This is a genomic window from Peredibacter starrii, assembly GCF_034259205.1.
Classification (GTDB): Bacteria; Bdellovibrionota; Bacteriovoracia; order Bacteriovoracales; family Bacteriovoracaceae; genus Peredibacter; species Peredibacter starrii.
In genome coordinates this window covers 253,528-270,720 of record NZ_CP139487.1, presented here as the reverse complement: position 1 = coordinate 270,720, position 17,193 = coordinate 253,528, and the positions used below count along the sequence as shown (strand labels likewise).

Below are 17,193 nucleotides of genomic sequence, written 5' to 3'. Positions count from 1 at the left end.
TACGAAAAGGAGAGGTCCTTTACCGTAAGGGGAAAATATGTGGAGATTGGCCGCTTGCTTGAGTTTAATCGCTCTCACTGCTCACGCAAAAAATCTGGAACTTCAGAAAGATTCCCGCAGTATCTTCATAGAAGAGAAAGAGAATTGGGTCTTAGGTAAAGATCTCTTCGGCATGCCCTTCATTTATTTTTCACCCCAGACCAATGGGCAACGATCTAATATCAGCTTTACAGACACCGGTGCAGAATTCGATTTAGATGTTAAGTCCCTCTCAAGCACCCAAACTAAATATCAGGCCAATAAAAAACTCTGGGCCGAAAGAGTTGGGGCCACTCCCGTTTCTTTTCTTCCTTATGAAACTAATGTGAATCTTCGTGGTCACAAGATCCATAAAATTGGATTCGTGTATCAGCATGAAGGTAAGACCTATAATGAAAAGTCCTATTACATTGAATGCCGTGGAAAAATACTCTTCTCTAAGTCACTACGATTAATTGAGAATGAGGCCCACGAAAAAGACTTCTCAGATCTTATTAGCTCAGTAGATTGCGGAGGAGTGTAGGATGAAGAAAATCATTTCTCTTAAACTCGTTCTTATCTTATTGAGTTCCTCATTATCGGCCATCGCAAAAGAAAAGACCTGTGAGAACGGCGAGTGTATCGAAAAACTCGTAGATAAATTAGAAGACCTCGGAAAACTCTACAAGGCCCAATGTTTACCCAAAAACATAAAGCACGTCGACATTCCTAAACATCAGGAAAAGAACGGTATCACTGAAGAATGTTTCAAAATTCTCTCTGAGGTAAAAGCAAAGGAAGATGAACTCGCTAAACACAAAGAACGTCTGGAAGGAAGACTTGGATGTGAAACTGGCGACTGTAAAATGCCCAATGCCAGTGTGAGTATTAACTCGCAATTAAAAGACCTCTCTAAAGTCGGAGATGGTCTGGTTTGTGATGAAAGTAAAAAACAAGCGCTTAAAAACAGCTGCACCTCGGATCTCACATGTGTAATGACCGCTTCTGCTCTGGGAGTGGGTGGTTATCTCGCGGAAATTTTGGTGCCCGAAAAGGCCAAACCAAAAGATTGTCATCTTGGTAACGATAGCTGTGTGACTCAACTAGCTTCAAGCTTCATTAAGGCCGCAGTTTCCTTCTTTGAAGGTATGTGGTGGATAGTTTCTTCGGCCGGAAAATACGCCGGAAAGAAAATGGGCGAGTTTTGGAACTGGGTCAGCGGAGCTGAAGATCATTCTTCAACTTCACAACTGGCACTGGCCAAGGCCTCTGAGGATCCGAGTATCTTCAAAGAACTCACTGAAGATTTCCCAGGTGCCATGAAAAAAATCTTCTCTGCCTTCGTCGCTTCTCTAAAAGAGTGGATGAAAAATGATGTCTTTTGTCAGAAGTGGGCGGGAGTTCCTCGTGCCAGTAAATGTATTACGCCAACGAATAACTTTGACTGTCTTCCATGTAAAACCATGGCCACTGGTCTTTGTTCAATTACCGGAACTCTTGTGGCTGAAATTGTTCCTGCCTTTTTATCTGGTGGTATCACAGTTGCTCTAAAACAAGGTGTAAATGGTGCCGCAAAAATTGCGACTCTATTTAAGGCATCTAAGACCGGTCTTGAAGCAGTAAAGAGTACTAAAATTGGTCAGGCCGCTGTTGCTGCTTCTACTAAAACAGATGAAGTACTTAGAGTTTCTAAAGGTCTAAAGGCAGCCAAGGATTCAATCACCGTTGCCCTCAATGCAATTAAAACTTATATGCTTTCGCCTTCAAGGAAGGCCCTCAAGGTTTCCTATACTGCTTTGATGGATGGATTAAAGAAAGGTGGAGTTGCAATTGCTGAAGCTCCCGGCGGAAAGATTTTGGTCTTCGCCGGCACAACACTAAAGTATGGTGCAAAAACTGTTCTTTACCCAATCGATAATCCAATGACCAACATGGCCTACAAAGCTGGCCACAAAACTTTTGATTCGGTCTTCAATCTAGGTAAACCTAAGCTTGCTACAAAGACCACTGTAGCGGCCGCCATAATTCAGAAAGATCCAAGCGTTGAAACGACGCTTGCTAAGATTTCAAAAGCGACAGACACATCTAAAAAGCTTGCCCTTGAAGAAGAACTTCTCGCAAAGGTAACCCCTATTCGTGAAGACGCCGCTAAGATTGCACTTTCAAAAGAGGGGACTGAAATTTCTCAAGTCGTAAAAGATCTCTATCCAGAACTCCAGTATGGCCAACTCGCCAAGAAGCTTCCGGCCGAACAGGTCGCAGAAGTTGAAAAGAAACTTTATATTCAAATTTCATCCTTGGCAGATGGACCACGTAAACAAACTCTTATGTCGCAGTATAAGAACTACGTAACTGGTAACCAAATGCGAGCGCAGGTCTTAAAGGATCATAAGTCGCCATTTGATCCGGATGTTAAGTCTCTTCATAGAACTGCTGCTCAAGATAATTACAACAAGCCCCTTTCTGCCTCAGATGAAATGAGTAAGGCCTCTATTCGAGATTACATGAATGCTTCTTATGATGAGATGCTGGAAGATGCGGCGAAGACAGAGCGAGCAATTAAAACAGCCTCTACACCAGTCGTTTACGATGCTGTGGCCATTGGGGCGGGACCAAATACTAGTGTGGCCGTGGCCGCCCTCAAAGAAACAAATCCAGGACTCAAAGTTCTGGTGATTGAATCAACGGATGATCTCGGAACATTTCATAGGGTGAAAGGTTTTGATATTAACTCGGCAGAGTTCATTGGTGATTCAGGAAATACCTTTCCATCTTCGCCAGTGCAACTTCGCGACTTCAACATTAACAATGCTTCCTACGCCACTGCGGAAGAACTTGGGCACGTTACTCAAGGAGCAATGAAGGCCGCAGATGTTGATCTCATTGTGAATAACACTCTCGTAAAATGGACCAAAGAACCATCTCCAGGTGCGTGGCCCGCAAAGTATAAAATTGAAACCAACAAAGGTAATGTGGTTTACACCAACGCCGGGATGGTGACTCAAGGACTTGGTACACCAGTGACTCGTTTAAAGGACGCCGACTCCATTAAGCTTGTTACCAAGTATGAGGAAGAGGCGAAAGTTATCGATCTCGCAAAAAATCCTAAATACGTACCACGAGTGCAAGATGTTGAAGAATTCATTGAGACCGCAGTGAAAGATCAGAAACTCGGAAGAGCAGCAGTTGCTCGTTATGAAGGAAAGAAAATCCTTCTCGTAGGGGACGGAGATGGTGGAAGCATTGGTGCTGAAACTGCGGCCGGACTTAATAAACAACTAAATCCTAAAGGGACCAACACTGGTGTTGAAGTTGTATGGATGGGTCAACCTGCAAAAACCGGTGAGGAGTTTGTCAGCAGTCTTAAAAAACCAAAAGTTCCCCGTTACTCACGCATTGGTGAAGCAATCGATGACGGTCGCATCAGCACCGTGAATGGTTATCTTCAGAGAGTGGAAGAATTCATCACTGAAGCTGGTGAGAAAAAATTTAAGGCCTTCTATACTACGAAGAAGGGTGAACCAATCTCAGAACCAGTCGTGATTGATAACATCGTCTTCGCCACTGGTTACACACACTCTCACTCAACAGCGGCGCCCATTTTTGCCAACATGGCAAAGAATGGAAATCAAGCCGCCGATGAAGTGGTCTTCAAACCACTCATGGGTCGCGCTAACGAGTATACTCGCTATGAGCGTCTTAAAACTCAGAGTGATTATGAAATCAATAAACAGCTGGTAGTAAACGACACCAAAGAAGATGTCTATCTGATGGGGATGGCGAGCAAGACTCCTATTTCAAAACGTAAAATGCGTGAGGCCACTGGTGGATTCCTGGACATCACTGGTCCACGTGCTGCCGCCACTGGTAAAATTGTGGCGCAAAATCTTTCACCACAGAAGTTAACCAAGAACGATGTTCATACATTACTTAATGTTTCGAGCGGTGAACCTTTGCAAATGATCAAACGTCCGGTTCGCCCGAGTGCCGAAGGAAATTTAATTCTTAAAGACGGTAACGTGGCCGACATTCACACCAAGATAGAACTAGGTAAAGTTTTGCGAGTTCTTAAGGCCCAGCCAAACTCGAGTTTCTACATAAATGTTACACCTGATGCAAAAGGTGAATATGTTTTTAGAGTAGTGGGACTTGATCAGAAGAGCTCCGACGCCATCATTGAAACGATGATGAAAAACGAGAAGCTTACCCATGGTTTTAATGAACAATTCAGATTAGGAAGAAATCAGCTAAACATTGAGGTCTTAACCCGCGAGAGTGGGCAGATAAAGATTGAGGACTTAAGATTCCGTGCAGACAGTGTGGTGCTTTCTGAGAAAATTGAGCAACCAACAAACTACACTCGTGGTTTTTTCAAACTCATGTCGCCGACCCTTCATGGTGCCGATCATCAGTCAGAACAGGAAAAGAATCATTACAAATAAAAAGGGCCCCTTACGGAGCCCTTCTTTTTATCTTCTAAAAGCTTATTGATTAAGCTGATTTTTGAAGGATAAGGAACGCGATACCGAAACCGAAAAGAACTAGTGATTCTACTAGAGCTAGAGCAAGAATCATTGGAGTTTGAAGTTTTTCAGCAGCAGCTGGGTTACGAGCGATACCTTCAAGAGCTACAGAAGCAGCTTTACCTTGAGCGAATGTTCCGCCAAGTACAGCAGCAGCGAAAGTTAGAGCAGCAGAAAGAACAACCCATGAATTAACGTCCATTTTATTTTCCTTTGTTAGACAGTTATTTGATTCTTAGTGGTGGTGCTCGTGATCACCATGATCGTGATGAGCAGTCGCCATACCAATATAAATCATTGTTAGTAGTGTAAATACGAAGGCCTGAAGGAACCCTACGAACATACCCATTGCGTAGAATGGGATTGGAACGATGTAAGGAACTAGTTCAGAGAAGATCCCAAGAATCAAGTGGTCACCATCCATGTTCCCGCGAAGACGAAGAGCAAGTGATAGAGGACGAACTGAAACTGAAATGATTTCGATAGGGAAAATAAGAAGCGCAAGAGCCGGCATTGGACCAGCAAAGTGCTTCATATAGTTAACGAAACCAACAGCACGAATACCTTGGAAGTTAAAATAGAAGAAAGTGAAAATACCAAGAGCAAGAGTCGTATTCAGGTTCTGGTTAGCTGACATTGAACCAGGAAGAATACCGATCAAGTTGTTGATAAGAATAAAGAAGAAAACGAAGATTACGTAAGAAAAATATTTCTTCGTAGCATCTTCACCCATAACAGTTTTTGCAGTTCCGTACATTGCCTGACCAAGGGCCTCGATCAAGTTACGAACATTGATTCCTTTCGCAGGAATGATTACGTTCTTAGCTGAAGAGATTTGAGCGCGGTAAAGAACACCGGCAACAATCATAATCAACGAACCAGCAACAAGAGCTAGAGTGTGGGCCGGAACGTGGAATGCGTGAGAAGCTTCATTAAAGAAGTTGAAGCCGCCTGAAGCGAAGGCAGATTGAGCCAGAAATAAGCCAAGAAGACCTAAAAGTTTCATGTGTATGTCCTAACTATTTTGATAGTTGTTTTTAATACTTACGACCTGAATTATCAATTGGAAAAAGATAATCAAAAAAAGTTTTGTAATCAGAGCTTTTTTATAGAGATAGATGATCGCGATCAGACTAAATAAAAGTCCAAACTTAACCAGGAACAGGACCAAGATCCTTGAAGTGTGACGCTTGGCATCCTCACCATCCCGACTTGCGGCCACTACTGATTTTACGATGTTAACCAATACGGTATGGTTCAAAACCAAAACGACAAGACCACCAATTAAAACCAGGGAGTCTATGGTTAAACCGTCACCCAAAATGAGGGCGGGAATAATATTTAGGGCAGAAAGAAGGTAAAACCTTTTATCTATTTCTTTTTTTTCCATGAGACCTGGATCATCTTAATTAGCATCATAACAACGACCGCGATCAAAAAGCCTTGGGCCATACCCTGAGATATGACTTTGTGCTCAACTAGGGCCTGAAAGCCGAAAAACACACCTAAGATCGTTGAAGGGAGACCAAGTGCAATTGCGAGGGCCTTCTGCCAGCTAGACATGATTACCGCCAGTCAAAATTGTTTAAAATAAGATAAAGGAAAGTTAACTTTTGGTCTAACGTTTTCTGGCAACTCTGCGAGCGTAAACTGACTTCAAACGAGCGCGGAGCACATCTGGATTTGGGTATACCGGAAGAAGCGAATAGTAGATGTTATAGGCCTCTTTCAGCTTCTCATTGGATTCGTAGGCATTGGCGATCAGGAATTTTACATTAATGATCTGATCACGACGTCGTTCCCGCTTTAAATACTCCATCCAATATTCGACCGCTTTGTCCCAGTTCTTATTATAAAACTCGATAAGGCCCAATTGGTTATAGGCCTCGACGTAATAGGGGTTGGCAGGCTGACTCAGGATCTGAGTAAAAATCTCCCGTGCCTTATCGTATTTTCCCATTTCAAAATAGGACTCACCCACGCGCAGAAAATAATAATCATACTGCTTAAAACGCGGCTTGAAGTTCATCAGAATCTTATAAACTCGAATCGCCTCAGTGTAGTTTTTAGAGAAGGTGAAATTAATGTCCGCGATTTTTTCCATCGCCTTCACCTGGAAGAGAGGGTTCTCTTCGTTGTCCACGATGTACTGGTAGTAGTTCAGCGCCTTCACCTGTTCATTCAGATAAAGATAATAGATATCGGCCAACTGGTAGTTGATCTTGGTCTTGATAACTTTTGAAGGGTTCTTTTTTAAAACGCGTTCGTAGAGTTCCACCGCTTTGGCGAAATCTTGATTATCTACATACTCTTGAGCATTAAGAATGTCGCGATTCAGACCTGGGGTAAAGTCACAGGAACTCAACCCCAGGATGAATAGAAGAATTAAAAGATTATTGTACAGGTGTCTCAGTTGCTTCACCATCTGATCCATCATCATCTGATTCAGCAATTTTCTCAACTGCTACAACTTTTTCGTCAGGTTTAACGTTAATCAGACGAACACCTTGAGTGTTACGGCCTAGAAGCGAAATGCCCGAGATTTTCGTTCTGATCACCTGACCTTTGTCAGTGATGATCATCAGATCGTCTTTATCAGTCACAGGTAGGATCGCCATGATATCACCAGTTTTCTCAGTGAGTTTCATAGCAAGAATACCTTTACCGCCACGAGACTGCTTACGGTACTCTTCAGCAGCTGAACGCTTACCATAACCACGTGAAGTAACAGTCAGGATCTCAGATGTTTCATCAATGATTTCCATACCGATCACTGATTCATTCTCATCAAGACTCATGCCTTTCACACCCTGAGACACACGTCCCTGAGCACGGCAATCATCTTCATGGAAGCGGATCGATTTACCAGCAGAAGAAGCCAGAAGAACGTCTTTCTTACCATCAGTAATTCTTACGGCAAGAACTTCGTCACCATCAACAACTTTGATCGCCTTAAGACCGTTCTGTCTCATGTTCTTATACTCAGAAAGCTCAGACTTCTTCACGATACCATGCTTAGTAGCAAATACCAGGAACGAGCCTTCTGCGTCCTTAGGAACAGTAATGATCTCTTTTACTTTTTCGTCGGCCGGAACGTTAATGATGTTAACGATGTTACGACCTTTCGATGTACGTTGACCTTCAGGGATGTGGTAAACCTTAATCTGGAATACAGTACCCTTATCTGTGAAGATCATGAGGTTATCATGAGTATCGGCCGTGAAGATTGAAGTGTAGAAATCGTCTTCAAGGTCTGCACCTTTCACACCTTTACCACCACGTTTTTGAGCGCGGTAAGTGTCAGTCGCCATACGCTTCAAGTAACCTTTCTGCGTAATCGTCACAATCACTTCTTCGTTCTTAATCAGATCTTCCATCTGAATTTCATCTGCCTGAGCAATGATCTCAGTACGACGAGCATCACCGTAATTTTCACGGATTTCAACAAACTCAGCACGGATGATTCCGCGGATTTGATCTTCTGAACCTAGAATTCCCTCTAAGCGGGCGATCTCTTTCATGACAGCTTCGTAGTCAGCGATGATCTTATCACGCTCTAGACCCGTTAAGCGTTGTAGACGCATATCCAAGACAGCTTGTGCCTGAATCGCAGAAAGAGTGAATTTATGCATTAACTGATCTTTAGCTTGGGCAGGACCCTCGGCTTTTTTGATCAATTCAACAATCGCATCAATGTTCTCAACCGCAATTTTGAGACCCTCTAAAATGTGAGCGCGCTCTTTTGCTTTTTTGAGTTCATAAGTTGTACGACGGATGACGATTTCACGACGGTGCTCGATGAAACAAAGAAGTTGTTCTTTAAGATCCATTACCTTCGGCTGACCGTTGTAGATCGACAGGAAGATAATACCGAAAGAAACCTGCATCTGAGTTTGCTTATAAAGACGGTTAAGGATCACAGCTCCTTGTTCGCCTTTTTTGATATCGATAACAACTCGGATACCTTCACGTGAAGATTCATCGCGGATATCAGAGATACCTTCGATCGCTTTTTCAGTTACGAGCTCAGCGATTTTCTCGATGAGTTTTGCTTTGTTCACCTGGTATGGAAGTTCAGTGATAACGATTTGCTCGCGATCATTTTTCTTAACTTCAATATCAGCTTTAGCACGAACTTGAATGACACCTTTACCAGTGTGGTAGGCCTGCTGAATACCAGCAGTACCGTGAATTGCACCCGCAGTCGGGAAGTCCGGACCAGGAATGATCTTAATAAGATCATGAACTGTAACCGCAGAGTTATCGATGATGGCCAATAGACCATTCATCACTTCTGTTAAGTTGTGCGGAGGAATGTTGGTCGCCATACCTACGGCGATACCAGCAGATCCGTTGATGAGTAGGTTAGGGATCTTAGTTGGAAGAACTGTAGGCTCTTGTAATGAACCATCATAGTTGTCCTGCCAGTCCACAGTTTCTTTATCAATGTCACCAAGCATATCGTTGGTGAGCTTTTGCATTCTTGCTTCTGTGTATCGCATGGCCGCGGCGTTATCACCGTCGATCGAACCGAAGTTACCTTGACCATCGATGATCGGATATCTCATTGAGAAGTCCTGAGCAAGACGAACAAGAGCGCCGTATACAGCAGAGTCACCGTGCGGGTGATATTTACCGATAACGTCACCCACGATACGCGCCGACTTCAAGTACGGACGGTTGTGGTAGTTGTTAAGCATGTGCATGGCATAGAGAACGCGGCGGTGAACCGGCTTAAAACCATCACGTACATCTGGTAGTGCACGACCAACGATTACCGACATTGCGTAATCGAGGTAACAGTTTTTCATCTCATCTTGAATCAAAAGAGGAGTGATATTCCCGTGATTTACTTCTGAGTTGTTATTATCGTCAGCCATATTTCTTCTTCCTTAAAATTAAATATCGAGGTTACGAACATTCAGAGCATTTGTTTCCACAAATTCTCTACGTGGATCTACCTGGTCACCCATTAGAACTGAGAACACCTGGTCCGCATCGATCGTATCTTCAATCTTCACTTGAAGAAGAGTACGGTTGGCCGGATTCATAGTTGTTTCCCAAAGTTGCTCTGGGTTCATCTCTCCTAGACCCTTATATCGCTGAATGTAAGCACCTTGGCGGCCTTCGTTTGAAACGAAAGTAGCAAAATCAAGAAGCCCACTGTGCTTCGATTGATTTCCTTGATGCTTCAGAACGAATTCTGATTTCAAGTAACGTTTAAGACCATCATTCTGGTTGATAAGATCAGCAAACTCCGAAGAATCTACGAAATTCATACCAATTCTGAAGTTCTTAGTTTTAAGCGAAGACTGAACTTGAACGCGGATTTGGAAACCCATGTTCTTGATATCGTCTTCAATTTTAAGTTCGTATTTCTTAAGTGATACGTGGCCAGTTTCTTTTAGCTTGGCATTTAGGGCATCAACGTACGTAGTAAGTTTTGCCTTGTCCTTCATCATATCAACTTTAAGTGTTCCATCTTCAACCAGCATTCTTAAGAAGTGAGCGTCGTAGTGACGGTCATAAGACTCAAGGTTGCCGTTGTAATTTCTGAACTTATTCACAAGTGACTTCACTGTATCAACATCTGTTGATTGACCATCAATTGTAATTTCTGAATCAGAAAGTGAGCTTGAAACCAGGTACGACTCAAGTTCGCCGCCATCTTTCAAGTAACGCTCATTTTTACCTTTCTTATATTTATAAAGAGGAGGTTGAGCGATGTACAAGTGACCGCGCTCGATGATCTCCGGGAACTGACGATAGAACAGAGTCAGAAGAAGAGTACGAATGTGCGATCCATCCACGTCCGCATCGGTCATGATCACGATTTTGTAGTAACGAAGTTTCGAGATATCGAAAGAATCTTTACCAATCGAAGTACCGATCGCCTGAACGAGATATTTAATTTCGTCACTTGATAACATTTTATCGTAGCGGGCCTTTTCAACGTTAAGGATCTTACCCTTAAGTGGAAGAACCGCTTGAGTACGACGGTCACGACCTTGCTTAGCTGAACCACCCGCAGAGTCACCCTCTACGATGTAGATTTCACAAAGCTCAGGGTTCTTTTCCTGACAGTCGGCCATTTTCCCTGGGAGACCAGAGAAATCCAATGCTGTTTTACGACGAGTAAGTTCACGCGCTTTACGAGCGGCCTCACGAGCAGCAGCAGCATCAGTTGATTTTTTAATGATGGTTTTACCTACGTTTGGATTTTCCTCGAGGTAAATTTTGAAACGATCACCCACAAGTGAGTTCACGATACCTTCAACTTCCGAGTTACCAAGTTTTGACTTGGTTTGACCTTCGAATTGAGGGTTTGTGAGTTTCACTGAAACAATCGCAGTCAGACCTTCACGCATATCATCGCCGGTAAGAGCGATTTTGATGTTTTTAAGAAGGTTATTATCTTTTGCGTAGTTGTTAAGCACACGTGTAAGAGCAGTTTTGAAACCTGAAACGTGAACACCACCCTCTGGAGTGTTGATGTTGTTCGCGTATGAAGTCATGGTCTCAGAGTAACCATCCGTCCACTGCATTGCCACTTCCACTTCATAGTTCTCACGTGACTGAGAAAAATAAACTGGCTCTTTATGAATCGGAGTTTTTGCACGGTTAAGATAGTTAACGAACTCAGAAAGTCCGCCCTCGTAGTGGAAAACCTCGCCCTTGTCTGAACGCTCATCTTGAATAGAGATCTTTAGACCTTTATTAAGGAACGCCATCTCACGGAAGCGGTTTGCAAGAGTATCGTAGTTATACTCGTGAACTTCGAAGATTTCGTTGTCAGATTTAAATGTAACCATCGTACCTGTGTCTTTAGGATCACAGTCACCAATTACTTTTAGCGGTTCTTTCGCTTCACCATGATTGAATTCAAGACGGTGAAGTTTGCCGTGTTTTTTAATTTCTAGACGTACCCACTTTGAAAGTGCGTTCACAACTGAAGCACCTACACCGTGTAGACCACCTGATACTTTATAAGCACCACCGTCTTCGTTGAACTTACCGCCGGCGTGAAGTTTCGTGTACACGATTTCCGCAGCAGAAATTCCTTCAGTAGGGTGAATGTCAGTCGGAATACCACGACCGTTATCGATTACAGTTAAAGAGTTATCAACATGGATAACAACTTTAATTTCTGTACAATAACCGGCAAGTGCCTCATCGACAGCGTTGTCCACAATTTCGTACACACAGTGGTGGAATCCACGGAAACCCGTGTCCCCAATGTACATACCAGGACGCTTACGAACGGCCTCAAGGCCTTCAAGAATTTTAATCTTGTCAGCGGTGTATTCGGTGTTAACTTTTGCAATCGAATCAGGAGTTTGATTCATCCAGAGTGCTCCTATCCATGGTGTTTGAGCGTTCCATGTTCCATATAAAACTTTTTGGAAGCTGGTATTTTTTCCAATTCTTTTCCGAAGATCTCATTGGCCGTCGTGATCAAAACTTGGAAGTTTTTGGTTTCCAAATATTGGATCAAATTTTTCCATCTCTGGCTATCCAATTCGCCTGAAACGTCGTCAATAAGGACAATAGGATAAGACGTAAATTTATACCGAAAAAGCTCAATATAGGCAAATATAAGGCTCAGAAACGCCATTTTCTGCTGGCCTAAGGAACAGAACTCAAACGCGTTGAGTCCATCGAAACTGAAAATGAAGTCGTCGCGATGTACTCCAACCTGGGTAACTTCCGCTTTTATGTCTGCATTTTCCTGGTGACGATAGAAGTCAAATATCCGTTTTTGGTCCCAATGAACGAATAAACTGTCCAAATCCAGCTGAAGCGTGTGTTCTTCAGAGAAAATCGCCTTAAAGGTAGGAGTGATAAATTGATTTAGCGCAGTCAAAAACTCAAAACGCCTTTGAGTGATGAATGCCGAATATTCTGAAACCTGTTCATCAATGGCCCGTAACTGCATTGAAGCATTTTTTCCACCAAAACCCAGAACTGAGTTTCGGAACTTCATGGCCTTCTGAAAACGAGTCAAAACCTGACGATACTCTTTGTCCCCAAGTGAGATATGACTATCGACCCACTGGCGACGAAAAGTACTGCTGGTATGAAAATTATAAGAATCAAATGGATTAATAAAAACCGAGGTCGAAGGAGTTTTGCTCTTCTCCGGTTTATTATTGAAGAATCTCTCCTCTAAAGCGTCAGACATACGAAGCGAGTAGGGAAGAAGTCCTTCTTCACTCTCAAACACTGACTGTAAAATGATCTCAGGACTTTCGCCCTCAATGTTGATCATTTGTGCATAATCGGTGTTTTTACGAAATGATTTTTTATTCGTAATGAGGAAAACCGCTTCTAGAAGATTGGTTTTACCGTTTCCGTTTTGTCCCAAGATACAATTAATACCCGGAGAGAAATCAAAAATAGAATTTTTGAGATTTCGGAAATTTTGCGCCTGTAATTTTTTAATTTTCCAACAATTCATCAACAGCGATTACAACTTAAGCGGCATAATGATTCCCAGGAACTCTGGAAGATCATCAGCTTTAATCACAACCGGGCTTAGTTCGTTGTTAAATTCAAAAGTCACATCAGTTTCATTTAGAACTGAAAGGCTCTCGATAAGATATTTAGCGTTGAAACCAATCTCAGTTGCTTTCCCATCGTAAGTGATAGGTAAAGTTTCAGTCGCCTGACCTAGGGCCGGGTGATTGGTAGAGATCACAATTTCGTTTTTCTGAATATTAAGCTTCACCCCATTGGTCTTCTCGTTAGAAAGGATCTTAATGCGTTTAACAGCGTTTAAGATGGCATTTCTATCGATATGGAAACGGTTAGTGGTCTTAGAAGGAATTACTGTTTGATACTTAGGGTATTCACGAGCAATTAAACGAATTGAAAGATAGTACTCATTTCGTGCGTTCACGAACATGAATGAATCATCTAGAGAGATTGAAACATCATCTTCAGGATATGTATCAGCGATCTTTTTAAGTTCAGAGATACCTTTACGTGGAACGATTACACCATCTACCAGGAATTTATTTTCGCCGATAAATTCGTGAGTATCTAACAACGCCAGACGGTGACCGTCGATGGCCACTGCTCTTAGCTTAGAATCAGTCATCTGAAGATAAATACCATTAAGGTACAATCTCGTTTCATCGGTAGAGATGGCATGAGAAGTCTTGTTAATGATCTGAGCGATCTGTTTTGTCTTTAAACGGAATTCAGAACTAGAGTTTTGAAAACTTAATTGTGGAAATTCCTCAGTACTTGTCACCAAAAGTGAATAATTGATGTTTTTACAAGTAAGATTTAAAAGATTGTTGTTATCCACACTCATGATCACATCATCGTTAGGAAGTTCTCTTAAGATGTCTGCGATATTTTTAGAATTGATACAGAAAGAACCTTCCTGTTCAATTTGAGCGTTTAAAAGAATCTTGGCCGAAACTTCCAAATCAGTTGCGATCAATTCTAGTTTCTGACCTTGAGATTTAATCAGGCAGTTCGTAAGAATTGGACGTGAGTTCTTTTTATCTACTACAGATAAAACCTTGTTAATGGCATCACGAAGGATCTGTGATTGGATCGTTAGTTTCATATTCGTTCCTTAATTGGATGCAAAGGTTTTAACTTTAAGAGAAGGGTTTATCAAGGGGACTGCCCCTGTAGGTCCAATTTCTTTTATCCCTATATATATATGTATTATTATTCTTATATAATGATATCTGGGATAGTGTGGATGGATTGGGCGCCGCCTTTTAATTTTAGCTACTTATCCGCAATTTCTTCTAAAGTCTTCAACGCAACCTTTGTTCATCCAAATTTTCATGTGCGTATATCATTCAGTTATGAGTTGATGGGCCGTGCATTTTATCCAAGGCCCTTGATAGAACCTTAACAACTTTCCGCTAAGTCTCACAGCCACCTGCAATAGGCCGTGGATGGGCCGATTTTATCCACATTTTTATCCACAATGTGAACAAATGGGCCGTTGATCAACAGGCCTCCACATAAAAACGTGTTGGAATGTTGGGCCGAGTAGTCAAACTGGGCATAAAAAAAGGGCCGACTACTCAATAAAAGTTATCGGCCCTTAAGGTGGATGTTTGTTTGTGGAGAACTAGAGTTGTTTCTCGATGTCGAGAACTTGCTGAGCTAACAAACCATCAGTCTTAATTCGATCGCTAATGGTTTTAATTGCGTGAAGGACTGTTGAATGATCACGACCAGAGAAATACTGGCCATTATCTTTTAACGTCGGTTTAAGCATTTTACTTACGAGATACATAGCAACCTGGCGAGGCAGGGCCACTTCTTTCGTCTTGGCCTTACCGCGGATGTCCCCAAGCGGGATCTTATAATAATTGGCAACGGTCTTTGTGATCGTTTCAATTGTTACGTTCTTTTGGTTTTCGAGCTCTTCGTTAAGTTTCAGATGCTCTTTTGCCACTTCCAGATCGATGTCCACTTTAAGGATCGACGTTACGGCACCAAGTTTAATCAAGCAGCCTTCAAGCTCACGGATGTTACTCTTTACGCATTTAGCGACCAGGTTAACCACGTCATCACTTAAATAGACGTCTTTCTCTACCGCTTTCTTTTTAAGAATCGCGATACGAGTTTCCAGATCCGGCTGCTGAATTTCCACCGGTAGGGCAGAAGAGAGACGTGTACGAATACGGTCCTCAATTCCGTCGATTTCTTTCGGAGTTTTATCTGATGTGAACACCAACTGCTTTCCACGCTCAATCAGTTCATTGAAAATGTGGAAAAACATCTCCTGAGTTGTGGTTTTGTTCTTCAACTCGTGGATATCATCAATAATTAAAATGTCGGTTTGCTCAGTGTACTTCTTTTTAAATTCGTACGACTGGTTCTTCTTGATAATTGAGTCCACCATTTCATTCATAAAACGGTTAGCAGAAGTAATACAAATTCTCATGCTAGGTTTATGCATCTGAATGTGGTTGGCGATGGCGTGGATCAAGTGAGTTTTACCCAATCCAGAATTACCATATATATAGAGGGCCGGATAAGCTTTGCCCGGATCTTTCGCAACTGCCAGAGAAAGTGCGTGAGCGATATTGTTAGATGGTCCAATAATGAAGTTATTGAACGTCTTATTAATATCGATCTGATTTGAGTTGTTGTTTGTCTGGTGTTCAATCACCTGAGAATCAATTGCCTTAAAGAGATCGTCTTTCGTCGGCTCAAGTTCATCAATGAAGAAGGTCGTGTTCTTCACAGACTCAGGTTTCTTTGAAGGCATTGGAGACTTAAGAGAGTTCAGAATGTTTTCTGCATTTGAGCTCAGACTTTGTGTTGGTGCGCCCAGAACCTGAATGTCGATTCCGTAATTTTTGCCCAGAATTTCAAACAGTGCCTGCTTAATAGTGTCTGGGTAATGGGTCTCAACCATCTTTTTAATAAAGCTAGTTGTCACCATGATCTCAACAGTCTCGTGCTTGATCGCTGAAACCGTGAAGGCATTGGCGAAATAAGCATGGAACTTATTAGGATTAATGAGATTTTTAATGTTATCGAGTAGGGCGTCTGTGAGAGTTCTTAACTCATCACCGGAAAATTCGCTGGCCGGTGCCTTTGGCTCGGCGGAAACATTCATGGCCTTGATCGCTTGCTCAACAATAACTGGATTCACATCTACTTTCTTCGCCGCGGGGCCTTCAGATAGGCCATCAAGCTTCAAAAAGTGATTAAAAGGAAACTTTTGTGTCATTTATATAAATTTGATTGAGTTTGGGTTAAAAAAGTCCGAAAGAGGTAACACTTCCTGGGATTATAATCAATGGCCGGCCTCTAACAAGACCTTACTGTGACGCTTTGATTAATAAATAATATTGACCCAGATCGGATTTTCCTGTAATAAAGGACTTCCGTAAAATTTATCCGTTATATGGTTAAAGGATTTCAATATGAGTATGCAAAAGAGAACTTGGCAACCTAAGAAACTTAAGAGACTTCGTGATCACGGGTTTCTTGCAAGAATGGCAACTGCTGGCGGTAAAAAAGTAATCAGCCGTCGTCGTGCTAAAGGCCGCAAGCAACTTACAGTTTCTACAGGATCTAAGTAATTTTTTGAGATGAGTCCCGCCTCACTTGGCTTTTCTAAATCTCTCAAACTTACACATAAAAAAGATTTTGAATATTTGCGTGAACAAAGCTCTCGTGGCTTTGTTCACCCGTTAGTTTGTTTTTACAAACCATCACGCCTTTCTTTGTCTCATTCGAGAATCGGCTTCAGTGTTTCCCGTAAAATTGGTAAAGCTCACGATCGTAATCGCTACAAGCGAATTATGAAGGAATTGTATCGTGCTCACGAAGGTCTTAAAGCTCTTCCGCTCGATATGCTTTTTGTGATCACCAAAACTCCAGATTCAGAACAACAATTAAAAGATGCTTTTCTTCGTGTGGCCCAAAGGCTATGCGTTAGCCATGAGAAAACTAGCTGATCTCCTCATTCGCTTTTATCAATATTTTATTTCGCCACTTCTAGGGCAGAAGTGCCGCTTCTACCCAAGCTGTTCACAATATTCACGTGAGTGCTTTCAAAAGTTTACCTTCCAAAAAGCTTTATGGTATTCATGTCGGCGCATTTGCAAATGTCATCCGTATCATCCGGGTGGGTACGATCCCGTACCCTAAAAGATCG

15 protein-coding genes are annotated in these 17,193 nt (G+C 42.2%); 5 read left to right on the top strand and 10 right to left on the bottom strand.

Annotated elements, in window-relative coordinates; genetic code table 11:
- The first annotated feature begins 37 nt into the window (after nt 1–37).
- Both SOO65_RS01475 and SOO65_RS01470 read left to right on the top strand, forming a co-directional pair.
- The gene (locus tag SOO65_RS01475) at nt 38–562 is read left to right on the top strand and encodes a pepsin/retropepsin-like aspartic protease family protein (protein ID WP_321395822.1); all 525 of its coding nucleotides are present in this window, start codon (nt 38–40) and stop codon (nt 560–562) included.
- 1 nt (nt 563) lies between these two features.
- Nucleotides 564–4,460: a hypothetical protein gene (locus SOO65_RS01470; protein WP_321395819.1), complete on the top strand. Its 3,897-nt coding sequence runs from the start codon at nt 564–566 to the stop codon at nt 4,458–4,460.
- 49 nt (nt 4,461–4,509) lie between these two features.
- Here SOO65_RS01470 and SOO65_RS01465 read toward each other — a convergent pair whose 3' ends face one another.
- The 10 genes from SOO65_RS01465 to dnaA all read right to left on the bottom strand — a co-directional run bounded on the left by SOO65_RS01465 (nt 4,510) and on the right by dnaA (nt 16,260).
- Nucleotides 4,510–4,743 (bottom strand): ATP synthase F0 subunit C, encoded by a 234-nt coding sequence (locus tag SOO65_RS01465; protein ID WP_321395817.1) that lies wholly within the window; start codon nt 4,741–4,743, stop codon nt 4,510–4,512.
- 33 nt (nt 4,744–4,776) lie between these two features.
- Entirely contained in the window at nt 4,777–5,547 is a 771-nt protein-coding gene (atpB, locus tag SOO65_RS01460; RefSeq protein ID WP_321395814.1) for a F0F1 ATP synthase subunit A, read from the bottom strand.
- Nucleotides 5,548–5,556: 9 nt separating this feature from the next.
- The gene (locus SOO65_RS01455) at nt 5,557–5,931 is read right to left on the bottom strand and encodes a hypothetical protein (protein WP_321395810.1); all 375 of its coding nucleotides are present in this window, start codon (nt 5,929–5,931) and stop codon (nt 5,557–5,559) included.
- Entirely contained in the window at nt 5,913–6,104 is a 192-nt protein-coding gene (locus SOO65_RS01450; RefSeq protein WP_321395807.1) for a hypothetical protein, read from the bottom strand. Before SOO65_RS01450 ends, SOO65_RS01455 begins: the two co-directional genes overlap by 19 nt.
- A 55-nt stretch (nt 6,105–6,159) precedes the next feature.
- The gene (locus SOO65_RS01445) at nt 6,160–6,966 is read right to left on the bottom strand and encodes a tetratricopeptide repeat protein (protein ID WP_321395804.1); all 807 of its coding nucleotides are present in this window, start codon (nt 6,964–6,966) and stop codon (nt 6,160–6,162) included.
- A complete protein-coding gene (gene gyrA, locus SOO65_RS01440) occupies nt 6,935–9,421 on the bottom strand; it encodes a DNA gyrase subunit A (RefSeq protein ID WP_321395801.1) in 2,487 nt (828 codons plus the stop codon). The genes SOO65_RS01445 and gyrA overlap by 32 nt, the downstream gene beginning before the upstream one ends.
- Before the next feature lie 18 nt (nt 9,422–9,439).
- The gene (gyrB, locus tag SOO65_RS01435) at nt 9,440–11,887 is read right to left on the bottom strand and encodes a DNA topoisomerase (ATP-hydrolyzing) subunit B (RefSeq protein WP_321395798.1); all 2,448 of its coding nucleotides are present in this window, start codon (nt 11,885–11,887) and stop codon (nt 9,440–9,442) included.
- 11 nt (nt 11,888–11,898) lie between these two features.
- Nucleotides 11,899–12,999 carry a DNA replication/repair protein RecF gene (recF, locus tag SOO65_RS01430; RefSeq protein WP_321395796.1) on the bottom strand — a complete coding sequence of 367 codons (1,101 nt, stop codon included), beginning with the start codon at nt 12,997–12,999 and terminating at the stop codon, nt 11,899–11,901.
- A gap of 9 nt (nt 13,000–13,008) precedes the next feature.
- On the bottom strand, nt 13,009–14,121 hold the full coding sequence (gene dnaN, locus SOO65_RS01425) for a DNA polymerase III subunit beta (protein WP_321395792.1): 1,113 nt from the start codon (nt 14,119–14,121) through the stop codon (nt 13,009–13,011).
- 522 nt (nt 14,122–14,643) lie between these two features.
- Nucleotides 14,644–16,260 (bottom strand): chromosomal replication initiator protein DnaA, encoded by a 1,617-nt coding sequence (gene dnaA / locus SOO65_RS01420; protein WP_321395789.1) that lies wholly within the window; start codon nt 16,258–16,260, stop codon nt 14,644–14,646.
- A 202-nt stretch (nt 16,261–16,462) separates the two neighbouring features.
- Here dnaA and rpmH point away from each other — a divergent pair, with 202 nt between their 5' ends.
- Genes rpmH through yidD form a run of 3 tightly spaced genes read left to right on the top strand, consistent with a single transcriptional unit; the run spans nt 16,463 to nt 17,186 of the window.
- Complete coding sequence (gene rpmH, locus SOO65_RS01415) at nt 16,463–16,615, top strand: 50S ribosomal protein L34 (protein WP_321400170.1); 153 nt, start codon at nt 16,463–16,465, stop codon at nt 16,613–16,615.
- Nucleotides 16,616–16,624: 9 nt separating this feature from the next.
- Nucleotides 16,625–16,993 (top strand): ribonuclease P protein component, encoded by a 369-nt coding sequence (gene rnpA, locus SOO65_RS01410; RefSeq protein WP_321395786.1) that lies wholly within the window; start codon nt 16,625–16,627, stop codon nt 16,991–16,993.
- Nucleotides 16,977–17,186 (top strand): membrane protein insertion efficiency factor YidD, encoded by a 210-nt coding sequence (gene yidD, locus SOO65_RS01405; RefSeq protein WP_321395784.1) that lies wholly within the window; start codon nt 16,977–16,979, stop codon nt 17,184–17,186. Before rnpA ends, yidD begins: the two co-directional genes overlap by 17 nt.
- The last annotated feature ends 7 nt before the right edge of the window (nt 17,187–17,193 follow it).

What these genes read in the sequence shown, in the direction of transcription:
- dnaN (WP_321395792.1), bottom strand. Translation starts at nt 14,121, where the DNA reads ATGAAACTAACGATCCAATCACAGATCCTTCGTGATGCCATTAACAAG.
- rpmH (WP_321400170.1), top strand. Translation starts at nt 16,463, where the DNA reads ATGCAAAAGAGAACTTGGCAACCTAAGAAACTTAAGAGACTTCGTGAT.
- dnaA (WP_321395789.1), bottom strand. Translation starts at nt 16,260, where the DNA reads ATGACACAAAAGTTTCCTTTTAATCACTTTTTGAAGCTTGATGGCCTA.
- SOO65_RS01475 (WP_321395822.1), top strand. Translation starts at nt 38, where the DNA reads ATGTGGAGATTGGCCGCTTGCTTGAGTTTAATCGCTCTCACTGCTCAC.
- gyrB (WP_321395798.1), bottom strand. Translation starts at nt 11,887, where the DNA reads ATGAATCAAACTCCTGATTCGATTGCAAAAGTTAACACCGAATACACC.
- yidD (WP_321395784.1), top strand. Translation starts at nt 16,977, where the DNA reads ATGAGAAAACTAGCTGATCTCCTCATTCGCTTTTATCAATATTTTATT.
- recF (WP_321395796.1), bottom strand. Translation starts at nt 12,999, where the DNA reads ATGAATTGTTGGAAAATTAAAAAATTACAGGCGCAAAATTTCCGAAAT.
- SOO65_RS01465 (WP_321395817.1), bottom strand. Translation starts at nt 4,743, where the DNA reads ATGGACGTTAATTCATGGGTTGTTCTTTCTGCTGCTCTAACTTTCGCT.
- SOO65_RS01470 (WP_321395819.1), top strand. Translation starts at nt 564, where the DNA reads ATGAAGAAAATCATTTCTCTTAAACTCGTTCTTATCTTATTGAGTTCC.
- SOO65_RS01445 (WP_321395804.1), bottom strand. Translation starts at nt 6,966, where the DNA reads ATGGTGAAGCAACTGAGACACCTGTACAATAATCTTTTAATTCTTCTA.
- gyrA (WP_321395801.1), bottom strand. Translation starts at nt 9,421, where the DNA reads ATGGCTGACGATAATAACAACTCAGAAGTAAATCACGGGAATATCACT.
- rnpA (WP_321395786.1), top strand. Translation starts at nt 16,625, where the DNA reads ATGAGTCCCGCCTCACTTGGCTTTTCTAAATCTCTCAAACTTACACAT.
- atpB (WP_321395814.1), bottom strand. Translation starts at nt 5,547, where the DNA reads ATGAAACTTTTAGGTCTTCTTGGCTTATTTCTGGCTCAATCTGCCTTC.
- SOO65_RS01450 (WP_321395807.1), bottom strand. Translation starts at nt 6,104, where the DNA reads ATGTCTAGCTGGCAGAAGGCCCTCGCAATTGCACTTGGTCTCCCTTCA.
- SOO65_RS01455 (WP_321395810.1), bottom strand. Translation starts at nt 5,931, where the DNA reads ATGGAAAAAAAAGAAATAGATAAAAGGTTTTACCTTCTTTCTGCCCTA.